Source organism: Lacticaseibacillus suilingensis, assembly GCF_016861845.1.
Classification (GTDB): Bacteria; Bacillota; Bacilli; order Lactobacillales; family Lactobacillaceae; genus Lacticaseibacillus; species Lacticaseibacillus suilingensis.
This window is the reverse complement of sequence record NZ_BOLV01000007.1, coordinates 71,846-95,668: the sequence shown is the minus strand read 5'-3', so window position 1 is coordinate 95,668 and position 23,823 is coordinate 71,846. Positions and strand designations below refer to the sequence as shown.

Below are 23,823 nucleotides of genomic sequence, written 5' to 3'. Positions count from 1 at the left end.
ATGAAAGTCAATAATGTGAGCCTGACCATCAGTGCGGTTAGTGCCAAGCAATATCCTGCCACTGGGTATCCGGAAATTGCTTTTGTCGGCCGCAGTAATGTCGGCAAGTCGAGCTTGATCAATCGCCTGATTGATCGCAAAAGCATGGCCCGGACCTCGAGTGTTCCTGGCAAAACGCAAACCCTGAACTTCTACGACATTGAAGACCAGCTGTATTTTGTCGATGTCCCTGGCTACGGTTTTGCTAAGGTGTCCAAAGCGGCGCGGGCGAAGTTTGCGGCCATGATTGAGGAATACTTAAGCACCCGGCAGCAGTTGCACGGCGCGGTGCTTTTGGTCGATGCGCGGCATTTGCCGAGTGCCGATGACGTGTCGATGTATCAGTATCTGAAGTATTTCAACATCGATGTGTTGGTGATTGGCACAAAGGTCGACAAAACCAGCAAGGCGCGGCGGCAAACCATCATGCGTGACATTAAAAAGACTTTGGATCTGAACCAAACCGATCAGCTGATTATGTTTTCCGCCGAAACTGGGGAAGGCAAAGACGCGGTGTGGGCTTGGTTAGACGCGCAAGCAAATATTGGAGGCAATCATCATGGAGTTGAATGAGTATCAGGAAAAGGCCAATAAGACCCTGGCCGGCAATGAGCATGTGCTGACCAACCTCGCTTTGGGGCTGGCTTCAGATGGCGGGCAAGTGGTCGATCGCATCAAGCGCTACACCTTCCAAGGGCAAGACCTCGATCAAGAACAGCTCAAAGCCGAGCTTGGCGATGTCCTTTGGTACTTATCCCAAATTGCATTGTGGGCGGATATTCCATTCGAGGAAGTCGCCAAAGCGAATCTGCAGACCTTAGCCAAGAAGTATCCCAACATCAAGCTATAAACTAGTCATAACGAAACCAGCGGCCTGCCGATTTTCAGTCTGGCCGCTGGTTTTATCATGAGGCGCAAATGAATCCAATTCTATTAACGTTAATTCTCTTACTCACTGGGGTAGCTGGTGGGTTAATTAGTTCCACCGCCGGCATGGCATCGCTAGTGACTTATCCAGTGCTGCTGGCGCTAGGGGTGCCGCCAGTGTCGGCCAATGTCACCAACACTGCCGCAATGATTTTCACTGGGGTGGGTTCCGGGCTGGCGTCCACGCAAGAGCTCTCGGCGCATCGCAAAATGATGTGGCAGGTCGGCGTCTGGGCGGTGATCGGCGGCATCGTTGGCGCGTTGATTTTGGCCGTGGCGCCGGCTTCCAGTTTTGAGAAAGTGGTGCCATTTCTGATTGCCATTGCCGGCGTGCTGATGTTGTCATCGCTGCGCCAAAAGCCCGCACCTGAGCAGGTCGGTCACACCGTTCGCGGCTGGCGTTTGGTCGGTCGTAATTTCCTAATTTTCTTGGTGGGGGTGTATATCGGCTACTTCGGGGCTTCGGCTGGCGTGATGATGCTCTCCATTTTGGCGGTGACCTTACCCGTCAGTTTTGCCGTCAGCAACGCGTTGAAAAACTTCGCAACGTTGCTGACCAATATTGTCTCGCTGGTGATTTACGCCTTCACCACCAAAGTCTACTGGCTGATGGTGATTCCGCTGGGGCTGGGGATGTTTGCTGGCGGCCTGCTAGGGCCAGTTGTCGTGCGGCATGTGTCTAATCACTTGATCAGATTGTTGATCGGCATTGGCGCCTTCGCCTTGGCGGGATATTTCTTCTATACCGCGTATCTTCAGTGAATCAAAATGCCGAGCGCGAGGCTCGGCATTTTGATTAGCTCATTTCTTAGCGGCTTTTTTGGCCTTAGCGGCTTTAGCCTGTTCTTCTTGCTTTTTTGGATCATTGCCAGTGGCTTTGGCTTCCTCAGGCACCGTGGCAAACTTGTCGAACATTTCGCCCCAGTCGGTTTTGGTATTCACTTTTAAGCCCATAATCGTGTGCTCCTTCCGCCTTGCTTTTGGCGCTAGTATAGCACGCAGAGGCGACGGACACCAAATGTTGAATAAAAATAGAATAGATATTGCATAAATACTAATTTACGTGTATAGTAAACGGCATGATAGTCAAGATGCCGGTAAAATTCGGCCGTGAAGGGAAGAATGGGTTATGAGTGACGAACAACCATTGATTCAAGTGAACCATCTCGTGAAGAAGTTTGGCGATAACATTGTCTTGAACGACATTACCGAAACCATCAACAAAGGCGACGTCATTGTTGTCATTGGGGCGTCAGGCGGTGGGAAGAGTACCTTCCTGCGCAGTCTCAATTTGCTCAACCAGCCGACCTCTGGCCAGGTGCTGTTTGAAGGCACCGACTTGACCTCTCTGAGCGAAAAGCAGCTCGATGTGGTGCGGGAAAAAATGGGGATGGTGTTCCAGCAGTTCAATCTGTTCCCGAACATGACCGTGTTGGATAATATCAAGTTGGCCCCGATGAAAGTCAAGGCGCAAAGCGAAGCCGATGCCACGGCTAAAGCCAAGGCGCTACTGGCGCAAGTCGGCCTAGAAGATAAGGCTGCTGCTTTCCCCACCAGCTTATCTGGGGGTCAAATGCAGCGGGTGGCCATTGCCCGTGCTTTGGCCATGGAACCGGATGTGATGCTGTTTGACGAACCGACCTCGGCGCTGGATCCAGAAATGGTGGGCGAAGTGCTGAAGGTCATGGAAGATCTAGCCAAGTCGGGCATGACCATGGTCATTGTGACCCACGAAATGGGCTTTGCCCGCGAAGTGGCCAATGAAGTGTGGTTCATGGATGACGGCATCATTGCCGAAAAAGGCAAGCCAGAAGCGATTTTCTCGCATCCAGAACATCCGCGGACCCAAGACTTCCTCAGCAAAGTCTTGGCGCAATAGTAAAAGATCCTGGCCGACATTTTGTCAGTCAGGATCTTTTTGATTCCAAGCTGCCTTGGGTAAATTCAGGACATGGATCACTGCCGCGATGGAGCACCCGCCCAGCAGCAAGAACAGGATGGCCATGCCATACTGCCCAATGGCCGTCGACAAGGTGACGGTGGCCCCAGCCAGCACCGAAGCCAAGGGGTAAACCGCGGAAAAGGCGCCAGAATATGTCCCGATTTTGGCCGGGTCCATCAAATCGGCGCGCAGGGTTTGACTCGGCGGCACCACGACCATTTCCCCGATGGTGAGAATTACCGCGCAAATCACAATTGGCCACAGGGTGTTGAGCATGCAGGTGAGGGCAAACCCTAGCGTCTGCAGGCCCATCCCAATCGTGTAGGCCCGGCGCAGTGACCATTTGCTGGTCAGCCGGGTGAACAAGGACATGAAGGGAATGATGATGGCGGTGTTGATCAGCGTGATGCCAGAGAGCATGCGCTGGCCGTAGATTTCCAGCCCGAAGAGGTGTACCGTGTGAAAATCGGCGCCGAGGTGAACGGCCAGATAGAAACCGAGTTGGTTGGTGACCATGCCGCTGAGCACCATGCCGATGAGGTACCAGTCGTAACGATGGTCGCTCATGACTTGCCAGTAGCCGCGCACCGCCTGCCACACCGAACCAGAACCAGCATGATCCGGCGTGAAACTTTCGGACATGAAGAAGTAGATAATGATCAGGTTGATGATGGTGACCGCGCCCATGCCAATCAGCAGTTCAAAGAGATAATCTCGGAAGAACCACCCGCCTAACGCGGCACCAATCATCACGGAAATATTGATGATCCAGTAAATGAGGGCATAGACATAGCGCCGATTTTGCGGCGTTGAGACATCAATGACCATGGCTTCTTCGGCTGGGCTAGAGAGGTTGGCCCCGACTTGCGCAATCAAAAAGGCGAAAAAGGTTGGCAGTGGAAAGTGACCCAGCGGCGAATTCATCACCGCAGCTAAGGCAAACCCAGCCAACGTCAAAATCGTGCCCAGCACCATGATAGGCTTGCGGCCGTGCACATCGGCGAGATGCCCACCATACAGGCCGGCAATGAAGCCCATGACCGACACGATAATGAGCAGCACGCCGGTCAAACCGGCGCCAAAATATTTGGCGTAGTAAATGGTCATGTTCGGGCCAATTGAGCTCGACAGCATGACGGCCAAGAAGACCGTCAGCATCCGTAATTTTAAGTTGTTGTTCAGTGCCATAAATTCTTTCATAATTACCTCCGCCAAACTTAACCAGTATACGGAAAGCGCAGGCAAAAGAAAAGACCACTAGTGCTAGGCTAGTGGTCAATTATCTGGGCCGGCGGCGCGGCGTGCGGCCAATTAAATTATGGTCAAGCTGGTGCTTGAGATTGGCCAATTCAGCGGCTTTTGCGCTGCGGGTTTGGCGTTTTTTAATCGCGGCGTTCGGCCGCTTCCGGTGTTTTTGCACAATCCTCATCCTCTATCAACGGCTAAGGCTATGATACCATGCCGGCATCTAAGTTGCGTTATGTCGTGGTGAATATTAGAATAGTAAGCGAACGTTTGTTTTGTAAACGATAAATGAGGTGATAGAATGGCGTCTGAACACATTGAACATAAGCTAGCCTTGCTGCCAGATGAGCCGGGCTGTTACCAAATGAAAAATATCAATGGCAAGATTATTTATGTCGGGAAAGCCAAGAATCTAAAAAATCGGGTGCGCTCGTATTTCAAAAGCAGTCACGATGGTAAAACCGCGCGGCTGGTGGCGGAAATCGCTGATTTCGATTATATCGTCACCTCTAGTGATAAAGAAGCCTTTTTGCTTGAAATCACTTTGATTCAAAAGTGGCAGCCGTACTATAACATCAAGCTAAAAAAGGGCACTGGTTATCCGTACATCAAAATCACCAACGAACGTGATCCCAAGTTGGAACTCACCGGTGACGTCAAGAAAGACGGCGCCTATTATTTTGGCCCGTATCCCAATGTCTATGCCGCGCAAGAAACCATTCACTTCCTGCAAAAGGTCTATCCGCTGCGCCGCTGCAATGAGTTCCAGGGCCGGCCGTGCCTGTATTATCACATGGGCCAGTGTCTCGGCGCCTGCTGGCGGACGGTACCAGAGGAAGAGTATGCCGCCCAAATCGCCAAGATTCGCAGCTTTTTGGATGGTAACACCGGCCGGGTGAAGCAAGAGCTGACGCGAAAGATGGAAAACGCGGCCAAGAAGCTTGAATTCGAGCGCGCGGCAGAGCTCCGTGATCAGCTACACTACATCGAAGTCACGGTAGAAAAGCAAAAAATCATTTCCACCGACCGCACCCAGCGTGATGTCTTCAACTTCTACATGGATAAAGGCTGGATTTCGATTCAGATTTTCTTCATTCGCCAAGCGCGGTTGATGAAGCGGGAATCCCGGCTATTTCCGATTGCCACCACTGCCGAAGAAGAATTCGAAACCTTTATTTTGCAGTTCTATGATCGCAAGAACAACGTCAAACCCAAGGAGATTCTCGTCCCCAGTGGCCTTGATAACGACGTCTTAGAGCAGGTGCTTGAAGTGCCGGTGCGGACGCCGCAACGCGGGGAAAAGCGGGCCTTGATGGAATTGGCAGCCAAAAACGCGAAAATCAAGCTGGATGAAAAGTTTCGCTTGCTGGAGCTGGATAATCGCACCACGGTCGGCGCGCAAAACGAGATTTTTGCCGCCCTCGGCTTAGCGCCAGGGCATGTGATTGAGGCGTTCGACCACAGCCACATTCAAGGGACCAACCCAGTGTCTGCCATGGTCCAATTCGTCGATGGCCGGCCAGAGAAAACCAACTACCGCAAATACAAGCTGGCCGAAGCAGAAAACGAACACAGCGCAGATGAAGTGGCCAACACCTATGAGGTGATTCGGCGCCGCTACAGTCGGCTGTTGAAGGAGCACGCCGCCATGCCAGATTTGATTTTGATGGATGGCGGTGAAATTCAGATGAATGCCGTTAAGGATGTGCTGGAAAACGAGTTGAACCTTGCGATTCCGGTGGCGGGGATGGTGAAGAATGATAAGCATAAAACCGCCCGCCTGCTGTATGGCGATTTTGACGCGCCGATTGACCTGGATCCGAAGTCCCAAGGGTTTTATTTGCTGGAACGAATTCAAGAGGAAGTGCACCGCTTCGCCATTACGTTCCACCGCCAGCTGCGCAACAAGAATTCGTTGGCGTCGCGCTTGGAAACCATTCAAGGAGTAGGGCCCAAAACCCGTTCCAAACTACTGCGCAAGTTCAAAACGATGAATGGCATCAAAGCGGCTTCCATGGAAGACCTTCAAGCGGCTGGCGTGTCCAAAGCCGTGGCGCAGGCCATTAAACTATCGCTGTAACCCAGCGCGACTGCATGCAGTCGCGTTTTTTGGTGCTTTCGTTTCCCTGGCAACCATGTTATTATGATGATATTTAAATGAGATTTAAATTATAAAACGAAAAGAGTGATGATCATGATGGCGATGCCGAATCATCCCAGCAGACAGCATCAAGTCGATCAGGACCGTGCTTATGACCGAGTTGCGCCCAAGCCAGCTCACTGCCTAGCGTTGATTTTCGCCAGTCTTCTGCTGGCAGGGGTATTGGGGCTGCTCTAATTAAACGAGTGGGTCCGCTGCAAGTGACAGCGGGCCCTATTTTGGTGGGCAGGGGCGGGCGCGCAAGTGGCACCGAAGACAAACAGCCACTACCGTTGCCGTGCCAGCGTAAAAAAACCCTCACTGCCGAAGCGGTGAGGGATAAAATAATCAATTAAGCTTCTTTGGCTTTGGGCCGCCAGAGGCCGAGGATGAGACCGGCAATGACGGTGCCGACAATCAGCGAGACGATGAAGCCCAGTTTCTGATCGGTCAGCGCTAAGGCGACGATCCCGCCGTGGGGTGCAGGCACGTTGACCTTGAAGACTTGCGTCAAGCCGCCGGCAATCGCAGAGCCAATGACCGAGCTCCCGATGATGTGCAGCGGGTCGGTGGCGGCGAAAGGAATGGCGCCTTCAGTGATAAAGGTCAGGCCCAAGACATAGTTGGACATGGCGGAGCTATGTTCCGTTTTGGTGAATTTTTGCGGGAACAAGGTTGCGGCCAAGGCAATGGCCAGCGGCGGAATCATCCCACCGATCATGACGGCAGCCATCCAGCGGCCGTCTTTGAAGCCAGAAGCCTGGTAAATCCCAATGGCAAAGGTGTAAGCCGCTTTGTTGAAGGGACCGCCCATGTCAATGCTCATCATCGCCGCCAAAATCACGCCGACGACGACGGCGTTACCAGTGCCCATGCCTTCAAGCCAGGCAATCAGCGCGCCATTTAGGAAGGCAAAAATCGGATTAACGATGAAGAACATGATCAGGCCAATCAAGGCTAAGCCAATGACTGGGTAGAACAAAATGGTTTTCAAACCGTCCAAGGAGCGTGGGACTTTAGCGAAGAGCTTCTTGAGGCCAACAATCATCCAGCCAGCAATGAACCCAGCGGCCAAACCGCCGATAAACCCGGCCGGATTTTGTGCTTTGACAATTGACGCAGAAGCCAAGGTGGCCATGTAACCGCCGACAAACCCAGGCATCAAGGCCGGGCGATCACCGATCGACACGGCGATGTAAGCAGCCAGGACTGGCACCAAGAAGGAAAAGGCGTAGTTCCCTAAGTTATTGGTGAAAGTGAACCAACCAGACTGGGCGCCAAACGCATTTTCAAAGATGAAGGACAGCGCCATGATAATCCCACCGCCGACCACGAAAGGCAGCATGTTGGAAACACCATTCATCAGGTCCGCATAAATCTTGCTCCAGGTACTCTTCTTTTCGTCATCATCAGCTTCGCTTTGCGCGCCGCCTTCAGCGTGAAAAATCGGGCCTTTTTCCGCTAGGGTGTCGTTGATTAATTCTTCCGGATTCTTGATGCCGTCGATGACTGGACGGTTGATCAGATGCTTACCGTCAAAGCGTGGCATGTCGACTTTCTTGTCGGCAGCGATGATGACGCCAACCGCCTTGGCGATGTCGGCTTTGGTCAGGAGGTGCTTCACGCCTTCAGAGCCGTTGGTTTCGACTTTGATGGCGACGCCCATTTTTTCGGCTTGTTCCTTAAGGGCGGCTTCAGCCATGTAAGTATGGGCAATGCCAGTGGGGCAGGCCGTGACCGCGACGATGAAGGGCTTTTCTGCTGGCGTGGTTTCAACCGCGGCCGGGGCAGCAGCTGCTTCGGCGGCAGCCTCTTCAGCTTCTTTGGCTTCCTTGGCGGCTTGGGCATCAGCAAAGAGTTGCAAGACCTCATCCGGGGTGGTCGCTTCTTTGAGGGCAGCCACCAGCTTCGGGTTGATCAGCAGCGAAGACAATGCTGCTAAGGCTTGCAGGTGCGTGTTGTTGGCGCCTTCGGGGGCGGCAATCATGAAGAACAGGTGCACCGGCTGACCATCTAAGGCGTTGAAGTCGACGCCGGCAGCACTTTTGGCAAACAGCACCGTGGCGCGTTGAACGGCTTTGTCTTTGGCGTGAGGCATCGCAATGCCATCCCCGATGCCGGTGGTGGACTCTGCTTCACGCTTTTCAATGTCGGCTTGATAGAGTTTGGCATCATCGATAATGCCTTCTTCAGCGTACTTGGTGACCATTTCGGTGATGGCCGCCGCCTTGGTGGTAGCCTTGAGATCCATGATCATGACATTTTTAAGTAGTAAGTCCCGAATATCCATTTAGATTTCCTCCATTGTGATGGTGGCGGCGACTTCAGCAATTTTAGCCTTGGTGGCTAAGTCTTGGGAAAAGGCAGTGGCACTGCCGCAGGCGATGCCGGCTTTGAAGGCGGCTTGCGCGTCGCCCGTTTGCATCAAGGTGCCAGTGAAACCGGCGAGCATCGAGTCGCCAGCACCCACCGAGTTGATCACTTGACCCGGGGCAACGGTGCCATGGTAGGCATGATCGGCGGTAATCATCAGGGCGCCTTTGCCGGCCATGGAAACCAGGACATGCTGCGCGCCGAGCTTCAGCAACTTGCGCCCAGCAGTGACCACTTGCTGGAGATCCGTGTATTCGGCATCCCCGAACAAGGCGGCCAGTTCATGGTGGTTCGGTTTGACGACGAGGGGATGATCAGGCAGGGTGTCAAGCAGCGCTTGGCCAGTGGTGTCAATGACAAACTCGGCTTTGGCAGCATGGATCATCGGAATGAGGTCGCGGTAGAAGCTGGTCGGCAAACCTTGCGGCAGGCTGCCAGCCATGATGACGACATCGCCAGGTTGCAGGCGGGCTTTGAGGTCAGAGGTGAAGGCTTCGACTTCGGCTGCCGTAATTTGCGGCCCAGCCGCGTTCAGTTCGGTTTCGCTTTGCGCATGCAGCTTAACGTTCAGGCGCGTGGCTGCCGCCGTGGTGGTCAGGTGATGGGCAACTTGAAGCTGCGCCAGCTGGTCCTCAATGAAGGCGCCGGTGAAGCCACCGCTAAACCCCAGCGCGGTACTGGCAATGCCCAACGCCTTCAAAATGCGACTGACGTTAATGCCTTTGCCGCCTGGTAGCATCACCGCTGAACTGAGGTGATTCACCCGCCCCAGTTCAAGGTCAGGCAGGGCAATCACGTAATCGATTGACGGGTTGAGGGTAATCGAGTAAATCATGCATGAACCTCCTTGATATTGGTTTGATCTTCATAATAGGTGGCAATGTCACCTAAAGCCGTGGTGAGAATGATGCCAGCCGAAATCGGGGCAAAGCGGGCGAAACTGACCTGGCCGAATTTGGTCGGGTCGGCCAAAATCACGGCAGTTTTGGCCTGCCGGATTGCAGCGGCTTTCACCGCGGCTTCTTCCTGATCCGGGGTGGTCAGCCCATACTTCAGGTGCACCCCGTTCGCGCCGATGAAAGCAAAGTCAAAGCGACAAGCTTCCATTTGTTGCACGGTGGTGGCCCCAATCAGCGCCTTGGTCGTTGGCTTGACGCTGCCACCCAGCAGGCGGGTGGCGATGCCATAATCCGCAAGCTGACTGGCATTGTCAACGCCAGTGGTGACTACGGTGACTTCCCGCTCGGCGAGCAGGGGAATCATTTGCGCCGTGCTGGTGCCAGCATCCAGGAAAATCGTTTGGTGCGGCTTCAGCAGTTTCACCGCGGCTTGGGCAATTTGCTGCTTTTCCAGCAGCGCCTGGGTGGCTTTTTCTTGGACACTGAGTTCCACCAAGCTGGCATCGATGCGTTCAGCGCCGCCATGAATGCGCCGGAGCTGGCCGGCACTTTCCATGTCGGCGAGGTCGCGGCGGATGGTTGACTCAGAAGCATCTAAGGCCGCCATCAGGGCTTGAGATTTCACCACTGATTGGCGGGTTAGCAGCGCTTGAATGTAGCGATGGCGTTCTTCTGTAAGCATTTTCTTCACCTCACAGCGCTTAGTATACACGTCAAACGGTCAAAAGCAATACATAACGGTCAAAAACATTCAAAATATCTTCAGCCATCGGTCACAAGCCGTCACATCAAAATTGTTCCCACAAATTTGTAGGAAGCCCTTTCATTGGTATGGTCCAAAATGGTAAACTAGATTCGAAAAGGGGGACGATACTCATGGGAAAACTAGGCGTTTCAGTTTATCCAGAACGATCGACTTATGAAAAAGATGCCGCATACTTTGATTTAGCGGCGCAATACAAGTTCAAACGCGTCTTCACCTCACTGCTTGAGATTAAAGGTGACCAAGATGCAGTGGTGAACAATTTCAAGAAGGTCATCAACCATGCCAATGCACTTGGCATGGAAGTGATGGTCGACATCAACCCGGCGCTATTCAAGCAGCTCGGGGTGACTTACGACAACTTAGCGTTCTTCCACGACCTTGGGGCCTGGGGCGTGCGCCTGGATGAAGGCTTCACCGGCGCCGAAGAAGCCCGGATGACGCGCAATCCTTATGGCCTGAAGATTGAGGTCAACATGTCACAAGGCACCCATTACATCGATAACATCATGGCGTTTTCACCTGATCGCAATAACTTGCTGGGGTCGCATAATTTCTACCCGCATCGCTTCTCCGGCTTGGGTCAGGCGTTCTTTGAGCAAGCCACGGCGCTTTACACCCAGTACCGTTTGAACACGGCGGCTTTCATTACGTCACAGGCTGCGACGTTCGGCCCTTGGCCAACCCAAGATGGCCTGTGCACGCTGGAATCGCACCGCAACTTGCCAGTGGAAACGCAAGTGAAGCATTATCAGTTGATGGACACCATTAATGATGTCATTATTGCTAATGCGTATGCCAGCGAGGCGGAGCTGAAGGCGGCACATGATGCCTTCTTCGCTGCTTACCCGGTGGTCAAGGTCGTGCCAGCAGCGGACATGACGCCACTGGAACATACCGTGATTTTTGAAAATGATCACAGCTATCGCGGTGATCGCAGCGAATACCTGCTGCGGAGCACCATGACGCGGGTGAAGTACCGGGATCGCGATTTTCCGGCCCATAACACCAAGCCGATTACCCGCGGGGATGTGCTGATTGATAACGAGGGCTTTGGCCAATACAAAGGGGAAACTCAAATTGCTTTGCAAGACATGCCCAATGATGGGCGGGTGAATGTGGTTGGCCACCTTCACCCAGATGAGGCGTTCCTCTTGAGTTACCTGAAGCCTTGGAGTGGGTTCAAATTTGAGGAAGCCACCCTTTAATTCTTAGAGGTGAGCATGATGGTGACCATCAAACACGAAATGGTGCAGTTGACACCGAGTTTGCCGTTCAAATTCTATGCCAAAGATCCGCATAAGACGGCCATTGCGCCGCATTGGCACCGCGGGTTGGAGCTGAATTGGCTGGTGGCGGGCGGACCGTTGACGGTCGTTCAAAATGGCGTCACCTCGATTTTTCATGCCGGTGCCATGTGGACCGTCGATTCCCGGGTGGTGCACGCCTCGCAAAGCGGCGGTGTGCCCGTGCAAGAATATGGTATCATCATCGATCCGACCTTTTTGGAATCGGTGCTACCCGATAGTGTCAATTGGCACTTTACGCTGCAAGGGCCGCCAGAGCCTCAGTCGCCAGCCTATGCGGCCCTGCAGGCAGCGTTTGCCGCGCTGGCGAAACCAATGACGGCGCCTTTGACGCCGGTGAGCCGGCTGGAGGCGCTAAGTGCGTTTTACCAAATGCTGGCGCTGCTGGCCACGCATTTCACCGCGGTGAAGGCCACCCCGGTGGTGCGCGTCAATGCGCCGCTAGTGGATGAAGCCATGGCCCTCATTGATCAACAATATGCCGAGCCGGTCAAAATCAGTCAGCTGGCGGCGCAACTACACACTTCGGTCACTACTTTAGGCAATCAGTTTCAGGCGACGCTCAAGCAATCGCCGAATCAATATTTGCAAGAGGTGCGGCTGATGAAGGCGCGTGAGCTGCTCCTGACGTCCAACAAGCCGATTGAGTACGTGGCGATGGCGAGTGGCTTTGGTAATTCCCGGAGCTTAGCGCGGAATTTCAAACGCTGGAAAGGGTTAACCCCGAGTGCCTATCGGGCGGCGTATAAGCGGTATCACCAAAATGACCGCATTTACTTTGAAAATTAACCCCTCGCCAAGGCAGCCGGCCGTTACACTATAGTCGTCAGCCAAATCAAATCGACCTTGCAGTGCCTGGACAGCCTGCAGGGTCCTTTTTTGTTCAGCCGCTAACTTGATGCAAATCAAGTTGGTTCCTTGCTAGATGGCGTATACTATAGGAAAAAGCGAGGTGGGTAAGATGCATCAACACGAAGCAGAAGATTGTGTGCGGCTGGTGCCGATTTTTCAGGCGCTGGACGCGAATGATGTGGCCCAAGTGGCTAAACTGGTGCGCGAACGGCAGTATGCCGCCGGCGAGACTTTGTTTGCGGCAGGGACTGCAGCGGATGCTTTGATGATCATTGCCCATGGCCAAGTCAAAGTCACCCAAACCCTGGCCAGTGGCCGCGAACAGTTGCTACGGGTGCTGGGGCCAGGCGAGTTTGATGGCGAAGCGGTCCTGTTCACGCCGAGCGAGCGCACCACCAGCGGCGTGGCCTTAACGCAGGTGGTGGCGTGCACCATTAGTCGTCAGGACTTCCAGCAGTTGTTGAAAAAGACCCCAGCACTGGCACTAAACATGCTCAATAGCCTCGGTGAACGGGTGGTCCAGCTAGAGGCCCAAACGACGGCTGCCAATGTGGCCAGCGTCAGTGAACGCCTTGCTGGCTACTTGGTGGAAACCAGCGCCGCGTTAGGCCAGGCCCATTTCACCTTGCCACTGCAGAAAAAGGATTTGGCGGCCTACTTGGGCACGACCCCAGAAACCGTCAGCCGCAAGCTAGCGGCGTTTGAGCGCGATGGCCTCATTAAGCAAACTGGCCGCAGCCAAATTACGATTTTGGATAGTGACGACCTAAGTTTGGTCGAATAACGGCGCTGGCCGTTATTTTTTTGGCCCCGACGACATGGAGTGGGTCAGAAATTGGTATAATTACGATAATGAAAGTCATGCATGCGGTGAACTAGGCACGCTGCATAGAGCCAAGCTCAGAACGTAAGCCGCGTACAGGCTGACGTGCGGTAGAAAGGCTACTCGTCAGGCTAAGCTCGGCCTCATTCAGCAGCCTAGTCGCGCTCAGGTCGGCAACGTGCGAGCGAATAGCTACGCTTGAGGCCTCGCCGTCAAGGTCGAACGGCAATGTCTCAAGCTTGATCAGCCCGTAACGCTCAGGCGCGTACAGGCTGACATGCGGTAGAAAGGCTACTCGTCGCACTAAGCCCGCCGATCTTCGCAGCCTTGCTGTATTGCACTTTGGGGGCAGAACCCGTATGATTGACGTTTAGTAGTAGACGTTCGCGTTGGCGCATGGCGCCAGTTCGGTATAAGGAGGAGCACATGTTTGTCGATCAGGTGACAGTGGAAGTTGAGGCCGGTAAAGGCGGCGATGGGATGGTGGCGTTCCGCCACGAAAAATTCGTTCCCTTTGGTGGACCAGCCGGCGGCGATGGCGGCCACGGTGGCAGCATCGTGCTTTATGTGGACCCAGGGTTGCGCACGTTGATGGATTTTCGCTATCAACGCCATTTTCATGCCAAAGCCGGTGGCAACGGGCAAGGTAAGCAAATGTATGGCCGCAAAGCCGAAGATATTCGCCTGGCAGTCCCAGCCGGCACGGCGGTTTACGATGCCGATACCCACACCCAAATCGGGGATCTCACTCATAACGGGCAGGAGCTCGTGGTGGCCAAAGGGGGCCGCGGCGGTCGCGGCAACGTTCATTTTGTTTCGCCGAAAAACACGGCGCCAGAAATCGCGGAAAATGGTGAGCCCGGCCAGCATCGCTATGTCACCTTGGAACTCAAGGTGCTGGCAGATGTCGGGCTGGTTGGCTTCCCGTCAGTGGGTAAGTCCACTTTGCTGTCGGTGGTGACTTCGGCCAAGCCGAAGATTGCGGCTTATCAGTTCACGACCTTAACCCCGAATTTGGGGATGGTTCAGCTGGATGACGGCAGTGATTTTGTCATGGCGGATTTGCCAGGCTTGATTGAAGGGGCGTCAACCGGGGTCGGGCTGGGCTTCCAGTTCCTGCGCCATGTGGAGCGGACCCGGGTGATTTTGCATCTGGTGGAAATGGATCCCGAAAATGGGCGCGAACCGCTGGATGATTACCATCAAATCCGGCAAGAGCTGGAAACTTATGATGATACGATTTTGGCGCGGCCGCAGCTCGTGGTAGCCACCAAGATGGATTTGCCTGGCGCCAGTGAGCGGTTTGCGGCCTTTAAGCAAGCCTTGCTTGATGAAGGCGTGCAGGCCAAGGACATCTATGCTATTTCAAGCATTACCCATGATGGCGTGAAGCCCCTGATGCAAGACACCGCCAAGGCCTTAGCTTCGGCACCGGTCTTCACCCCGAAAGCCACGGCTGAACAGGCAGATTACATTTACAAGCCAGAAGAGCAGGCGGTCACCGTGACGCGCGATGCAGACGGTACCTTTATCTTAGGCGGCACCAAAGTCGAGCGCTTATTCAAAATGGCTAACTTGGATCATGACGATGGGGCGCTGCGGTTTGCCCGGCAGTTGCGGAGCCTTGGCGTCGATGATGCGCTGCGGGAAGCCGGCGCGCAAACCGGCGATTTGGTCGCCATCGATGATTTCACCTTTGAATTTGTTGAATAATTAAATTGATTGACAGGCTTGAACAATAGGCGGGGATATCATGGAAGCAAGCGGGCAACGCCGGTACATTGGCGGCTTTGATGGCCTGAGAACCCTCGGAGTGTTAGGCGTGATTTTGTACCATTTGCGGCCGGACTTATTTCAAGGCGGCTACTTGGGGGTTTTGATTTTCTTTGTCATCTCGGGGTATCTGATCACTGACGGTCTGTTGCGGGCGCACGCCCAAACAGGCCGCTTTGCGGTGCGCGAGTTTTGGCTAAAACGGGTCAAGCGGCTGTATCCAGCGCTTTTGACGGTGCTACTAGCGGCTAGTGCCTACATCGGTTTATTTGCGCGTGATTTGCTGGTTGACTTGCACAAAATTGTGCTGGCAAACCTGGCGCTGGTTTATAACTGGTGGCAAATTGCGCATGGGCAGTCTTACTTTCAACGCTTTGCCCAAAATGAATCGCCGTTTACCCATTTGTGGACCTTGTCGATTGAAGGGCAGTTCTATCTGCTTCTGCCGCTGCTGCTCTGGTTGTTACTCAAGGTGCTTCCGAAAAATCGGCAACGCTTCGCCGCAGTGTTGACGCTGGCCTTGCTCAGTGCCGGCTGGATGGCGGTTTTGTTTCACCTGCAGCCGGTCGGTGCGGATCCTAGCCGGCTTTATTATGGTACGGATACGCGCCTATTCGCCTTGCTGCTAGGTGTGAGCCTGGCGTTTGCCTGGCCGAGTCGCAAGCTGGCCAGCCATTTGCCCAGTGCCGGCCGCTGGCTGCTGGATGGGGTTGGAACGATGGCGGCTTTGGGGATGGGACTTGGGATTTTCTTCATGAATGCCGAAAGCGCCTTTTTGTATCAAGGTGGCATGTTGCTGTTCACTATCCTAGCAATGTTGCTGACGGCGGTGGTGGCTTCCCCGGCGACATTGTGGGGGCGCCTGTTGTCAAATCCGGTGTTTCATTGGATTGGCACTCGGAGCTATGGTTTGTATATTTACCAGTTTCCCGTAATGATTTTCTGGGAGAATCGCTTTCGCAACATCGCCGACCATCCGCTTTTGTATCCGGTGATTGAGTGTGCGATTATCGTGCTGCTCAGCGAGCTTTCCTATCATTTCATTGAAAGGCCAGCGCGTCTGCTCACTTGGACGCAAGCCAAGGCGCATCTGCGCCGCCAGTGGCAACTGCTCCGGCAGCGCGATTTCCGCTTCAAACAAGTCAAACTGCTGGCAGGGCTCGTGGTGGCAATGCTAGGGGTGGCCGCTTTGCTGCAGGCACCTTTCGTCAAGCCGCAAGCGGCGGCGCCCGAAGAAGTGCACCTCAAGGCGAGCGAGGAAACCAAGGCCCAGCGCAAGGCCGATGAAACCCGCGCCAAAAACGCCATTAAAGCGCAGGCGTCCAGCCAAGCCCAGTCATCAAGCCAGTCTAGCAGTGCGACTGCTGATCAGTCAGGAGTGAACGCCAGCTTTGAACGGTTCGGCATCACCCAAACGGCGCTGCAAGCCGCCCAGCATGTGACGGTTACCGCGATTGGCGATTCCGTACTGTTAGGGGCCCGGCCGACATTGATGCAGCTCATGCCGAATGCCTTTATCGATGGCAAAGTGGCCCGGCAAATGGTCGATACCATTCCTTTGGTTAAGGACTATGCCCGCCAAGGCTTGCTGGCGGATAAAGTTTTGATTGCCTTAGGGACGAATGGCTCGTTTCGGGCCAGCGACTTATCGGCAATGATGGAAGCCATTGGCCCGAAACGGCAGGTGTATTGGGTCAATGTCCAAGTGCCGACGCGGCCCTGGCAAGGGGTGGTGAACCAATTGCTGGCGCAGGAAGCTAAGCACTACCCGAATTTGACCATTATTGATTGGCATGGCTATGCCAAAAAGCATGAGGATTGGTTCTATCATGACCTGGTTCATCCCAACCAAGTCGGGGTCAAATATTACGCGGCTTATCTGACTTCTGCGCTTGTGCTAAACTGATAACGACACTTTTGGACCCATAGTTAGGATGAAGCAGACATGGAACTTTTATTTTTAGGCACTGGCGCTGGCTCGCCGTCGAAGACGCGCAATGTGACCAGCACCGCGCTGAAGCTACTGGATGAGCGTAATGAGGTCTGGCTCTTTGATTGCGGCGAAGGCACTCAGCATCAGATCTTGAAAACCACGATTCGGCCGCGCAAAGTAACCAAAATTTTTATCACGCATCTCCATGGCGATCACCTTTTCGGCCTGCCAGGCTTTTTGGCCAGTCGGGCGAATCAAGGCGGTGAGGCGCCGCTAACGATTTATGGCCCGGAAGGCATCGACCGCTATGTGCGCACCAGTTTGCAGGTCAGTCAGACTCGGTTGCCTTATCAGCTCAAGTTCGTGATTCTGAAAAATCCTGGCGTGTTGTTTGAAGATCAAACCTTCAAAGTCAGCTTTGGCCTGCTCAATCACCGCATTAACAGCTTCGGCTTTCGGGTGGAGGAAAAACCGCACCCCGGCGAGCTGTTAATCGACCAGGTGCGAGCCGCTAAAATTCCTGAAGGCCCGCTGTACGCCAAACTCAAGGCTGGCGAAACCATCACCTTACCAGATGGGCGCCAGTTTGACGGCCACGACTTTATCGGCGCTGCCAAGCCTGGGCGGATTGTCGCCATTTTTGGCGACACGCGCAGTACTGACCGCGAATTGCCAATCGCCCAAGATGCCGATGCGATTGTGCATGAAGCGACTTTTGGCCCAGAGGAAGCAGCGCTGGCCCGCCAGTATTATCACTCCACGAATATTCAGGCCGCGCGGCTAGCGAAAAGCGCTCATGCCAAGCAGCTGCTCTTAACTCACATTTCGGCGCGTTACCTAGGGAAAAATGCGTTGATGCTACAAACGACTGCGCAGCAGATTTTCCCGGCGACGCGGTTGGTTCATGATTTTGACGAAATTCCAATTCCCTTTGCCCAAGGAGGCCCGCACAATGAAACGCTTAGCTAATCAAACGGTAGTGGTAACTGGCGGCTCCAGCGGCCTTGGCCGCGCCATTGGCCTTGAAGCAGCCAAACAAGGCGCCACGGTGGTCTTCTTGGCCCGGCGCAAGGACCGCTTAGTGGAGGCGCAGGCCGAAGCCACCGCCTTATCTGGTCAGCCGGCTTTTGCCTTTGTCTGCGATGTGGCCGATCCAGTGGCGATTGAAGCCGTGGTCGCGCGTATCAAACGCGACGTCGGGCCAGTGGATGTCCTGGTTAACGCGGCGGGTTTTGGCCACTTTGAAGAAGCTTTGGAAACGCCCATGGCCACCACTGAAAAAATGTTTCGGGTGAATGTGCTGGGGATGCTGTACATGACCCAGTTGATTGGCCGCGAGATGATCGATCAGCATCATGGGCATATCATCAACATCGCTTCGATGGCAGGCAAAATGGCCACGCCAAAGTCAGCCATTTACTCAGCCACCAAGTTTGCCGTGGTGGGCTATAGTAACGGGTTGCGCCTAGAGCTCAAACCCTTCGGCGTGCGGGTGACGACGGTTAACCCCGGTCCCATTAACACCGACTTCTTCACCGTGGCCCAGGCCAATGACTACCTGAAGCGGGTCAACTTCATCGTCTTGGATCCGGTCAAGTTGGCGCAGCGCATCGTCTGGAGCTTCCACCGCCCAGTGCGCGAAATTAACGCGCCTTGGGTGATGGCGGCGGCCGCGAAGTTCTATGACTTGGCGCCGCATGTCGGCGATTTTCTGGCCGGCGGTTTGTTTAATCAAAAATAGGAGAGTCGCTCATGAAAAATCAACAACGCTTAATTGTCGGCCTGGTGCTGGCGCTGGTTTTGATCATTTTTGCCGTGCTCAATGGCCAAGGGGTCGACGTGAATTTCTTCGGCGCCCAGTTCACCTGGCCGCTAATCGTCGTGATTGTGGTGTCGGTGATCATCGGTGCCGTAATCACGTTCCTGGTGTCTACCACCGGTCTTTCAAAAATGAAAAAAGAGCTCAAGTCCGCCCAAGCCGCTGAGGCTGGTGCGGCGGAGGCGCAAGCTAAAGCGGTTAAAGAAGCGACCGCCGATTTAACTGCCCAAGTAGCGGCTTTGCAAAAAGAGTTAGCCGCGGCTAAAGCGCCAACTGAAGATTCACAGGCTTAATGCCATTGCCAGTGTCCATGTGGATACTGGTTCTTTTTTTGGGTGGCGGCCGCGGGTCTGGCTGGGGCGGCGCCGGGGCCCCAGCCAGGCCCGCTAGTTAACAGTGGATGGCTCATGGTGAGTGGCAGGCATTCTCCTTTGCGTACTGATGATCCATCTTCCCAGCGAGACGAGGCAATGGAAATTAGCTGATTTGTCAGGGAAAAACTCATCAGGTGACGAAGTGGGTTTGGGCGGTGGGGGCCGGAGCTTGGCAGGGGTCTGGCAGTGAATCGATTAGCGACAGGAAGACCGGCGCGGTCTTTGCGCGGGGCTTCCCAGAGCTAATCGCGGCAAAGTTGAAGCCACCATTGAGCGTTAGCGAGGGTGGCTTCAACTTTAGGTTCGAGACCGGTTTTTGGCTCGAACCGGCCGCACAGCCAGCATCCCTGCCAAGCGGAGGCCACCACCACCAAAGCCTGCGGGCGCGACCACAATGGCGTTAGGCGGTTTTCATTGCGTTGCCAGTCGGCAGTTGACTAGACTGAAGAAGAGGCTCAGGCTAAAGACTGATTTTAATGTTTTGACCATTTTTGACCTTTACGGCATTTAGCCTGATTGTTACACTGAAAGCGACATAAACGTTTGATCAGGAGGCCACAATATGAACCCAGATAATTTAACGCAAGCCGTCACCGAAGCCGTGGCAGCAGCGCAGCAGATTGCGCAAGTGCGGCATCACCAAGAAATTGATATTCCGGAATTAATCAAAAGTATGGTTCAGCCGAATGACTTTGGTGCCCAGCTGTTCCAGGACGCTGGCATCAACCTCGATGGGCTGAATGCTGCGATTGACCAGGCGATTGATCAGGCGCCAGTCGTCGAAGGTGCGTCCGCCTATGGCCAGAACATGAGCCAGAACCTCTACCAACTATTTCAAGATGCCGATAAGGTGAAAGGTCAGCTGGGAGACGAGTTCATCGCCACCGAAGATGTGTTGCTGGCCTTATTTGATCAGCCGTACAACGTCATCACCAAGTACCTGACGGATCAAGGCGTCACCGCCAAAAAGTTCCGGCAAGTGGTCGACAAGGCCCGCGGCGGCGCCAAGGTGACGAGTAAAACCGCCGAGAACAACTACAAGGCGCTGCAAAAGTACGGCACGGACTTAGTGAAGGAAGCGCGCTCGGGCAAAATGGATCCCATCATCGGCCGGGATGACGAAATTCGCGATGTGATTCGCATTTTGTCACGGAAAACCAAGAACAATCCGGTGCTGATTGGGGAGCCTGGGGTGGGTAAAACCGCCATTGTCGAAGGCCTGGCGCAGCGCATTGTTCGCAATGATGTGCCGGATAACTTGAAGAATAAAGCCATTGTCTCGCTGGATATGGGGAGTTTGCTGGCTGGCGCGAAGTACCGTGGGGACTTTGAAGAGCGCTTCAAGGCAGTGCTCAACGAAGTCAAAAAAAGTGAAGGCCAAATTCTGCTATTCATCGACGAAATTCACACCATCGTTGGGGCGGGGAAGGCCGAAGGGGCGATGGATGCCGGCAACCTCTTGAAGCCAATGCTGGCCCGCGGCGAATTACATTTGATTGGGGCCACCACCTTAGATGAATATCGTGAAAACATCGAAAAAGATAAGGCTTTGGAACGCCGCTTCCAGCGGGTGCTGGTGCAGGAGCCAACGGTGGCAGATACGATTTCGATTTTACGTGGGCTCAAGGAGCGCTTTGAAATCTTCCATGGCGTGCGCATTCACGATTCGGCCTTGGTCGCAGCCGCCACGCTGTCCAACCGCTACATCACCGACCGGTATTTGCCGGACAAGGCGATTGATCTGATCGACGAGGCCTCGGCCAACATTAACGTCGAGATGAATTCGCGGCCGACGGAGCTGGATGTGGCAGAGCGCAAACAGATGCAGCTGGAAATCGAAGCCCAAGCCCTGAAAAAAGAAACTGATCCGGCTAGTCAAAAACGCCTGGCGCAAGCCCAAGCCGACCTGGCAAACTTGAAGGAAGAAACCAACAAGCTCAAGGCCCAGTGGGATGCGGAAAAGCAAGACATCAATCAATTGAACGAGAAGAAAGCCGAAATCGACAAGGCCAAACATGATCTGGAGGACGCCCAGAGCCGTTATGATTTGGAAGCCGCGGCGCGCTTGCAGCATGGCACGATTCCCGAACTGGAAAAAGAGCTCCAGCAACTGGAATCCACGGATCGACCTGACAGTTGGCTCGTTCAAGAATCCGTGACCGAAAACGAAATCGCCGCGGTAATTTCTCGCCAAACCGGTATTCCGGTGGCTAAACTGGTCGAAGGCGACCGGCAGAAGCTCCTGCATTTGCCGGAGAAACTCCATCAACGCGTGATTGGCCAGGATGAGGCCGTTGATGCGGTGGCAGATGCGGTGCTGCGCTCGCGCGCCGGGCTGCAGGATCCTAGCCGGCCGCTGGGGAGTTTTCTGTTCCTTGGCCCCACTGGGGTCGGGAAAACCGAACTGGCCAAATCGCTGGCTGAAGATCTCTTTGATTCTGAAAAGCATATGGTGCGCATCGACATGTCCGAATACATGGACAAGATTTCAGTTTCTCGGCTGGTCGGCGCCGCGCCAGGCTATGTGGGGTACGAAGAAGGCGGCCAGCTGACCGAAGCTGTCCGGCGCAATCCGTACACCATTGTCTTGCTGGACGAAATCGAAAAGGCGCATCCTGACGTCTTCAACATTTTGCTCCAGGTCTTGGATGACGGCCGGTTAACCGATAGTCAAGGGCGCACCGTTGATTTTAAAAACACGATTATCATTATGACCTCTAATCTCGGCTCTGAAGCCTTGCTGGATGGCATGGCTGATGACGGCACCATCACCGAAGCCGCGCATCAAGCCGTACTGGCCCAGGTGCGGACGCACTTCAAGCCTGAGTTCTTGAACCGAATCGATGACATTATCATGTTCAATCCGCTGCGGCTCGCGGATGTTGAAAAAATTGCCGTCAAGGATCTGGCCCAACTCAGCAAGCGCCTGGCGGATCAAAATATCCAGCTGACAGTCACCCCAGCCGCTCAGGAATGGCTAGCCCATAAAGGCTATGAGCCAGCGTATGGCGCCCGGCCGCTGCAGCGCCTGATTACCACGGCCGTTGAAACGCCGCTTGCCAAGCAGTTGATTGCCGGTACCATTATGCCGGATAGCACGGTTGAAATTGGGGTGAAGGATGCTGAGCTGACTTTCACCAGCCAGCCAGCCGGGGATGCGGCGCCCAATGCTGATTAACCGCGTCGCCTTTGCAATCAGTAACCGGCAGGCCAAAGGAGAATATTCATGAAAACGCGAATCATGCTGTACGTGTCTGACGTGGCGAAACTGACCCAGTTTTGGGAAAAGACGCTGGGGGCAAAAGTCGTTGAGAGGGTGCAATTACCTGAGAAGCATTTTGCCAATGTCCTCGCGGTGGATGAGAGTACCGAACTGGCGCTTTTCAGCAACGCCTTCGTGCAAAAGTATTCGCCGGAAGTAGCCGATAATCGCCCTTCGCTCATGTTCTTGGTCAGTGACCTTGATGCGGCGCATGCTCGCATCAAAGGCGCGACGCCGATTGTCGATGATGCCGGTACGCGTGCCTTCGGTTTTCCCGATCCTGATGGTCATTATTTTGCCATGGGGGAGCGCGCACGCAATTTTTAGCTGTTAAGGTCTTGCCTTGACGCCTGTTTTCTAGTATCATAAGTCATGCTGTGATAGCAAAACGCTATCCAAGGCATCGGCCAGCGGGTTGCATTTTCCGCTGGGTTCGGTATAGTAGGTAAGAAATCTAAAACAAAAGGGGTTTTCCGCTCATGGCAGTTCCAGCACGCAGGACTTCAAAAACCAAGAAGCGTATGCGCCGCGGTCATATCAAGTTGAATGTGCCTAACTTGCAGTTCGACGCAGCGACCGGCGAATACCGCGTTTCACATCACGTTTCACCTAAGGGCTTCTACAAGGGTGCCCAAGTGGTTAAGAAGAGCGAAGACGCAAAAGCGTAATCACTCATGAAAGTGTTGATCAAGTTGATCAGCACTTTTTTTATGGATTGGCCAGACCTAGACTTTAAAACCAGGTGGCATGTTATAATGGTAGGGAAGCAAGATCACATGCCAACTGAACAAGGAGGAGCAACATGGCTGAAGAAGAAGCGTATTCGGCATATCTCAAGCAATTGCAGCAAGTCGATTTACCGCGGTGGACGGGTTTGCCGCAGTTTGATTTGTACATGGACCAGGTCGTGCAGTTCGTGAATGATATTGTCCAGCCGCTGGGGCTGGGCGAGCTGACGGCCACGATGGTGAACAATTATGTCAAAAAAGGCGTGATTACCCCGCCAATCAAGAAAAAGTACCAAAAAGGCCAAGTCGCCAACATTTTGATGATTGCGATTTTAAAGCCCGTTTTTGCCTTGGACACCATCGCCGCCGGCATCGATTACCAGTTGCAGGGCCGGGAGAAGCAGCAGGCGTTTGACTCGTTCATTCTCGGCTTTATCACTGCGATTCAGCAGGCCAACTCTAGCTTCAGCGGCGAAGTCATGATTAACAAGATCAACAAGCAAGACACGTTGAATGTGCAAAGCGCCATGGTCGATTTGGCCATCAACGCCGTGCTCCAAAAAATGATGGTGGAGGCGATGGTCAAAATGGTCACGCCTGAAGCCCCGAAGAAGAAGGCTTAAC

At 54.0% G+C, this 23,823-nt stretch carries 24 protein-coding genes; 18 read left to right on the top strand and 6 right to left on the bottom strand.

The window, feature by feature from the left end:
* From yihA to JUF11_RS05750, 3 genes are all read left to right on the top strand, one after another.
* The gene (gene yihA, locus JUF11_RS05760) at positions 1 to 612 is read left to right on the top strand and encodes a ribosome biogenesis GTP-binding protein YihA/YsxC (RefSeq protein WP_204118753.1); all 612 of its coding nucleotides are present in this window, start codon (positions 1 to 3) and stop codon (positions 610 to 612) included.
* Positions 599 to 889, top strand: coding sequence for a nucleoside triphosphate pyrophosphohydrolase family protein (locus JUF11_RS05755; protein WP_125581686.1), 291 nt, complete (start codon positions 599 to 601; stop codon positions 887 to 889). The genes yihA and JUF11_RS05755 overlap by 14 nt, the downstream gene beginning before the upstream one ends.
* A 68-nt stretch (positions 890 to 957) precedes the next feature.
* A complete protein-coding gene (locus JUF11_RS05750; protein ID WP_204118752.1) occupies positions 958 to 1,728 on the top strand; it encodes a sulfite exporter TauE/SafE family protein in 771 nt (256 codons plus the stop codon).
* A gap of 39 nt (positions 1,729 to 1,767) precedes the next feature.
* Here the strand turns inward: JUF11_RS05750 and JUF11_RS05745 are convergent, their stop codons facing one another.
* Entirely contained in the window at positions 1,768 to 1,920 is a 153-nt protein-coding gene (locus JUF11_RS05745; RefSeq protein WP_204118751.1) for an SPJ_0845 family protein, read from the bottom strand.
* A 175-nt stretch (positions 1,921 to 2,095) separates the two neighbouring features.
* Here JUF11_RS05745 and JUF11_RS05740 point away from each other — a divergent pair, with 175 nt between their 5' ends.
* Entirely contained in the window at positions 2,096 to 2,845 is a 750-nt protein-coding gene (locus tag JUF11_RS05740; protein WP_270235080.1) for an amino acid ABC transporter ATP-binding protein, read from the top strand.
* A 24-nt stretch (positions 2,846 to 2,869) separates the two neighbouring features.
* Here the strand turns inward: JUF11_RS05740 and JUF11_RS05735 are convergent, their stop codons facing one another.
* Both JUF11_RS05735 and JUF11_RS05730 read right to left on the bottom strand, forming a co-directional pair.
* Positions 2,870 to 4,108, bottom strand: coding sequence for an MDR family MFS transporter (locus JUF11_RS05735; RefSeq protein ID WP_204118750.1), 1,239 nt, complete (start codon positions 4,106 to 4,108; stop codon positions 2,870 to 2,872).
* A 79-nt stretch (positions 4,109 to 4,187) separates the two neighbouring features.
* Entirely contained in the window at positions 4,188 to 4,328 is a 141-nt protein-coding gene (locus JUF11_RS05730) for a hypothetical protein (protein WP_204118749.1), read from the bottom strand.
* A gap of 126 nt (positions 4,329 to 4,454) precedes the next feature.
* Between JUF11_RS05730 and uvrC the strand changes: the two genes are divergently transcribed.
* Positions 4,455 to 6,233, top strand: coding sequence for an excinuclease ABC subunit UvrC (gene uvrC, locus JUF11_RS05725; protein ID WP_204118748.1), 1,779 nt, complete (start codon positions 4,455 to 4,457; stop codon positions 6,231 to 6,233).
* A gap of 114 nt (positions 6,234 to 6,347) precedes the next feature.
* Positions 6,348 to 6,491 (top strand): hypothetical protein, encoded by a 144-nt coding sequence (locus tag JUF11_RS05720; RefSeq protein WP_204118747.1) that lies wholly within the window; start codon positions 6,348 to 6,350, stop codon positions 6,489 to 6,491.
* 154 nt (positions 6,492 to 6,645) lie between these two features.
* On the opposite strand, the gene JUF11_RS05715 is transcribed toward JUF11_RS05720, so the two are convergent.
* The 3 genes from JUF11_RS05715 to JUF11_RS05705 are packed head-to-tail and all read right to left on the bottom strand — an operon-like array spanning position 6,646 to position 10,247.
* Complete coding sequence (locus tag JUF11_RS05715; RefSeq protein ID WP_204118746.1) at positions 6,646 to 8,583, bottom strand: PTS fructose transporter subunit IIABC; 1,938 nt, start codon at positions 8,581 to 8,583, stop codon at positions 6,646 to 6,648.
* Positions 8,584 to 9,501 (bottom strand): 1-phosphofructokinase, encoded by a 918-nt coding sequence (gene pfkB, locus JUF11_RS05710; protein WP_204118745.1) that lies wholly within the window; start codon positions 9,499 to 9,501, stop codon positions 8,584 to 8,586.
* Positions 9,498 to 10,247 (bottom strand): DeoR/GlpR family DNA-binding transcription regulator, encoded by a 750-nt coding sequence (locus JUF11_RS05705; protein WP_125581700.1) that lies wholly within the window; start codon positions 10,245 to 10,247, stop codon positions 9,498 to 9,500. The genes pfkB and JUF11_RS05705 overlap by 4 nt, the downstream gene beginning before the upstream one ends.
* Before the next feature lie 194 nt (positions 10,248 to 10,441).
* On the opposite strand from JUF11_RS05705, the gene JUF11_RS05700 reads away from it, so the two are divergent.
* The 12 genes from JUF11_RS05700 to JUF11_RS05645 all read left to right on the top strand — a co-directional run bounded on the left by JUF11_RS05700 (position 10,442) and on the right by JUF11_RS05645 (position 23,822).
* Positions 10,442 to 11,536: a DUF871 domain-containing protein gene (locus JUF11_RS05700; RefSeq protein ID WP_204118744.1), complete on the top strand. Its 1,095-nt coding sequence runs from the start codon at positions 10,442 to 10,444 to the stop codon at positions 11,534 to 11,536.
* A 15-nt stretch (positions 11,537 to 11,551) separates the two neighbouring features.
* On the top strand, positions 11,552 to 12,424 hold the full coding sequence (locus tag JUF11_RS05695) for an AraC family transcriptional regulator (protein ID WP_204118743.1): 873 nt from the start codon (positions 11,552 to 11,554) through the stop codon (positions 12,422 to 12,424).
* A gap of 172 nt (positions 12,425 to 12,596) precedes the next feature.
* Positions 12,597 to 13,271: a Crp/Fnr family transcriptional regulator gene (locus JUF11_RS05690; protein ID WP_204118742.1), complete on the top strand. Its 675-nt coding sequence runs from the start codon at positions 12,597 to 12,599 to the stop codon at positions 13,269 to 13,271.
* 465 nt (positions 13,272 to 13,736) lie between these two features.
* Positions 13,737 to 15,023 carry a GTPase ObgE gene (gene obgE, locus JUF11_RS05685; RefSeq protein ID WP_204118741.1) on the top strand — a complete coding sequence of 429 codons (1,287 nt, stop codon included), beginning with the start codon at positions 13,737 to 13,739 and terminating at the stop codon, positions 15,021 to 15,023.
* A gap of 40 nt (positions 15,024 to 15,063) precedes the next feature.
* On the top strand, positions 15,064 to 16,989 hold the full coding sequence (locus JUF11_RS05680; RefSeq protein WP_204118740.1) for an acyltransferase family protein: 1,926 nt from the start codon (positions 15,064 to 15,066) through the stop codon (positions 16,987 to 16,989).
* 39 nt (positions 16,990 to 17,028) lie between these two features.
* Positions 17,029 to 17,985, top strand: a complete 957-nt coding sequence (gene rnz, locus JUF11_RS05675) for a ribonuclease Z (RefSeq protein WP_204118739.1) — start codon at positions 17,029 to 17,031, stop codon at positions 17,983 to 17,985.
* Positions 17,969 to 18,757, top strand: a complete 789-nt coding sequence (locus JUF11_RS05670) for an SDR family NAD(P)-dependent oxidoreductase (protein ID WP_204118738.1) — start codon at positions 17,969 to 17,971, stop codon at positions 18,755 to 18,757. The genes rnz and JUF11_RS05670 overlap by 17 nt, the downstream gene beginning before the upstream one ends.
* Positions 18,758 to 18,768: 11 nt before the next feature.
* Positions 18,769 to 19,128: a lipopolysaccharide assembly protein LapA domain-containing protein gene (locus JUF11_RS13355; protein WP_204118737.1), complete on the top strand. Its 360-nt coding sequence runs from the start codon at positions 18,769 to 18,771 to the stop codon at positions 19,126 to 19,128.
* Between the two features lie 643 nt (positions 19,129 to 19,771).
* Complete coding sequence (gene clpB / locus JUF11_RS05660) at positions 19,772 to 22,387, top strand: ATP-dependent chaperone ClpB (protein ID WP_204118736.1); 2,616 nt, start codon at positions 19,772 to 19,774, stop codon at positions 22,385 to 22,387.
* 48 nt (positions 22,388 to 22,435) lie between these two features.
* The gene (locus tag JUF11_RS05655) at positions 22,436 to 22,798 is read left to right on the top strand and encodes a VOC family protein (RefSeq protein WP_204118735.1); all 363 of its coding nucleotides are present in this window, start codon (positions 22,436 to 22,438) and stop codon (positions 22,796 to 22,798) included.
* A 152-nt stretch (positions 22,799 to 22,950) separates the two neighbouring features.
* Positions 22,951 to 23,139 (top strand): 50S ribosomal protein L32, encoded by a 189-nt coding sequence (rpmF, locus tag JUF11_RS05650; RefSeq protein WP_125581722.1) that lies wholly within the window; start codon positions 22,951 to 22,953, stop codon positions 23,137 to 23,139.
* A gap of 134 nt (positions 23,140 to 23,273) precedes the next feature.
* On the top strand, positions 23,274 to 23,822 hold the full coding sequence (locus JUF11_RS05645) for a DUF1836 domain-containing protein (RefSeq protein ID WP_204118734.1): 549 nt from the start codon (positions 23,274 to 23,276) through the stop codon (positions 23,820 to 23,822).
* The last annotated feature ends 1 nt before the right edge of the window (position 23,823 follow it).

What these genes read in the sequence shown, in the direction of transcription:
- JUF11_RS05645 (WP_204118734.1), top strand. Translation starts at nt 23,274, where the DNA reads ATGGCTGAAGAAGAAGCGTATTCGGCATATCTCAAGCAATTGCAGCAA.
- pfkB (WP_204118745.1), bottom strand. Translation starts at nt 9,501, where the DNA reads ATGATTTACTCGATTACCCTCAACCCGTCAATCGATTACGTGATTGCC.
- JUF11_RS05750 (WP_204118752.1), top strand. Translation starts at nt 958, where the DNA reads ATGAATCCAATTCTATTAACGTTAATTCTCTTACTCACTGGGGTAGCT.
- JUF11_RS13355 (WP_204118737.1), top strand. Translation starts at nt 18,769, where the DNA reads ATGAAAAATCAACAACGCTTAATTGTCGGCCTGGTGCTGGCGCTGGTT.
- JUF11_RS05655 (WP_204118735.1), top strand. Translation starts at nt 22,436, where the DNA reads ATGAAAACGCGAATCATGCTGTACGTGTCTGACGTGGCGAAACTGACC.
- uvrC (WP_204118748.1), top strand. Translation starts at nt 4,455, where the DNA reads ATGGCGTCTGAACACATTGAACATAAGCTAGCCTTGCTGCCAGATGAG.
- JUF11_RS05715 (WP_204118746.1), bottom strand. Translation starts at nt 8,583, where the DNA reads ATGGATATTCGGGACTTACTACTTAAAAATGTCATGATCATGGATCTC.
- JUF11_RS05680 (WP_204118740.1), top strand. Translation starts at nt 15,064, where the DNA reads ATGGAAGCAAGCGGGCAACGCCGGTACATTGGCGGCTTTGATGGCCTG.
- JUF11_RS05745 (WP_204118751.1), bottom strand. Translation starts at nt 1,920, where the DNA reads ATGGGCTTAAAAGTGAATACCAAAACCGACTGGGGCGAAATGTTCGAC.
- JUF11_RS05720 (WP_204118747.1), top strand. Translation starts at nt 6,348, where the DNA reads ATGATGGCGATGCCGAATCATCCCAGCAGACAGCATCAAGTCGATCAG.
- rnz (WP_204118739.1), top strand. Translation starts at nt 17,029, where the DNA reads ATGGAACTTTTATTTTTAGGCACTGGCGCTGGCTCGCCGTCGAAGACG.
- JUF11_RS05670 (WP_204118738.1), top strand. Translation starts at nt 17,969, where the DNA reads ATGAAACGCTTAGCTAATCAAACGGTAGTGGTAACTGGCGGCTCCAGC.
- yihA (WP_204118753.1), top strand. Translation starts at nt 1, where the DNA reads ATGAAAGTCAATAATGTGAGCCTGACCATCAGTGCGGTTAGTGCCAAG.
- JUF11_RS05690 (WP_204118742.1), top strand. Translation starts at nt 12,597, where the DNA reads ATGCATCAACACGAAGCAGAAGATTGTGTGCGGCTGGTGCCGATTTTT.
- JUF11_RS05705 (WP_125581700.1), bottom strand. Translation starts at nt 10,247, where the DNA reads ATGCTTACAGAAGAACGCCATCGCTACATTCAAGCGCTGCTAACCCGC.
- rpmF (WP_125581722.1), top strand. Translation starts at nt 22,951, where the DNA reads ATGGCAGTTCCAGCACGCAGGACTTCAAAAACCAAGAAGCGTATGCGC.
- JUF11_RS05755 (WP_125581686.1), top strand. Translation starts at nt 599, where the DNA reads ATGGAGTTGAATGAGTATCAGGAAAAGGCCAATAAGACCCTGGCCGGC.
- obgE (WP_204118741.1), top strand. Translation starts at nt 13,737, where the DNA reads ATGTTTGTCGATCAGGTGACAGTGGAAGTTGAGGCCGGTAAAGGCGGC.
- clpB (WP_204118736.1), top strand. Translation starts at nt 19,772, where the DNA reads ATGAACCCAGATAATTTAACGCAAGCCGTCACCGAAGCCGTGGCAGCA.
- JUF11_RS05695 (WP_204118743.1), top strand. Translation starts at nt 11,552, where the DNA reads ATGATGGTGACCATCAAACACGAAATGGTGCAGTTGACACCGAGTTTG.
- JUF11_RS05700 (WP_204118744.1), top strand. Translation starts at nt 10,442, where the DNA reads ATGGGAAAACTAGGCGTTTCAGTTTATCCAGAACGATCGACTTATGAA.
- JUF11_RS05740 (WP_270235080.1), top strand. Translation starts at nt 2,096, where the DNA reads ATGAGTGACGAACAACCATTGATTCAAGTGAACCATCTCGTGAAGAAG.
- JUF11_RS05735 (WP_204118750.1), bottom strand. Translation starts at nt 4,108, where the DNA reads ATGAAAGAATTTATGGCACTGAACAACAACTTAAAATTACGGATGCTG.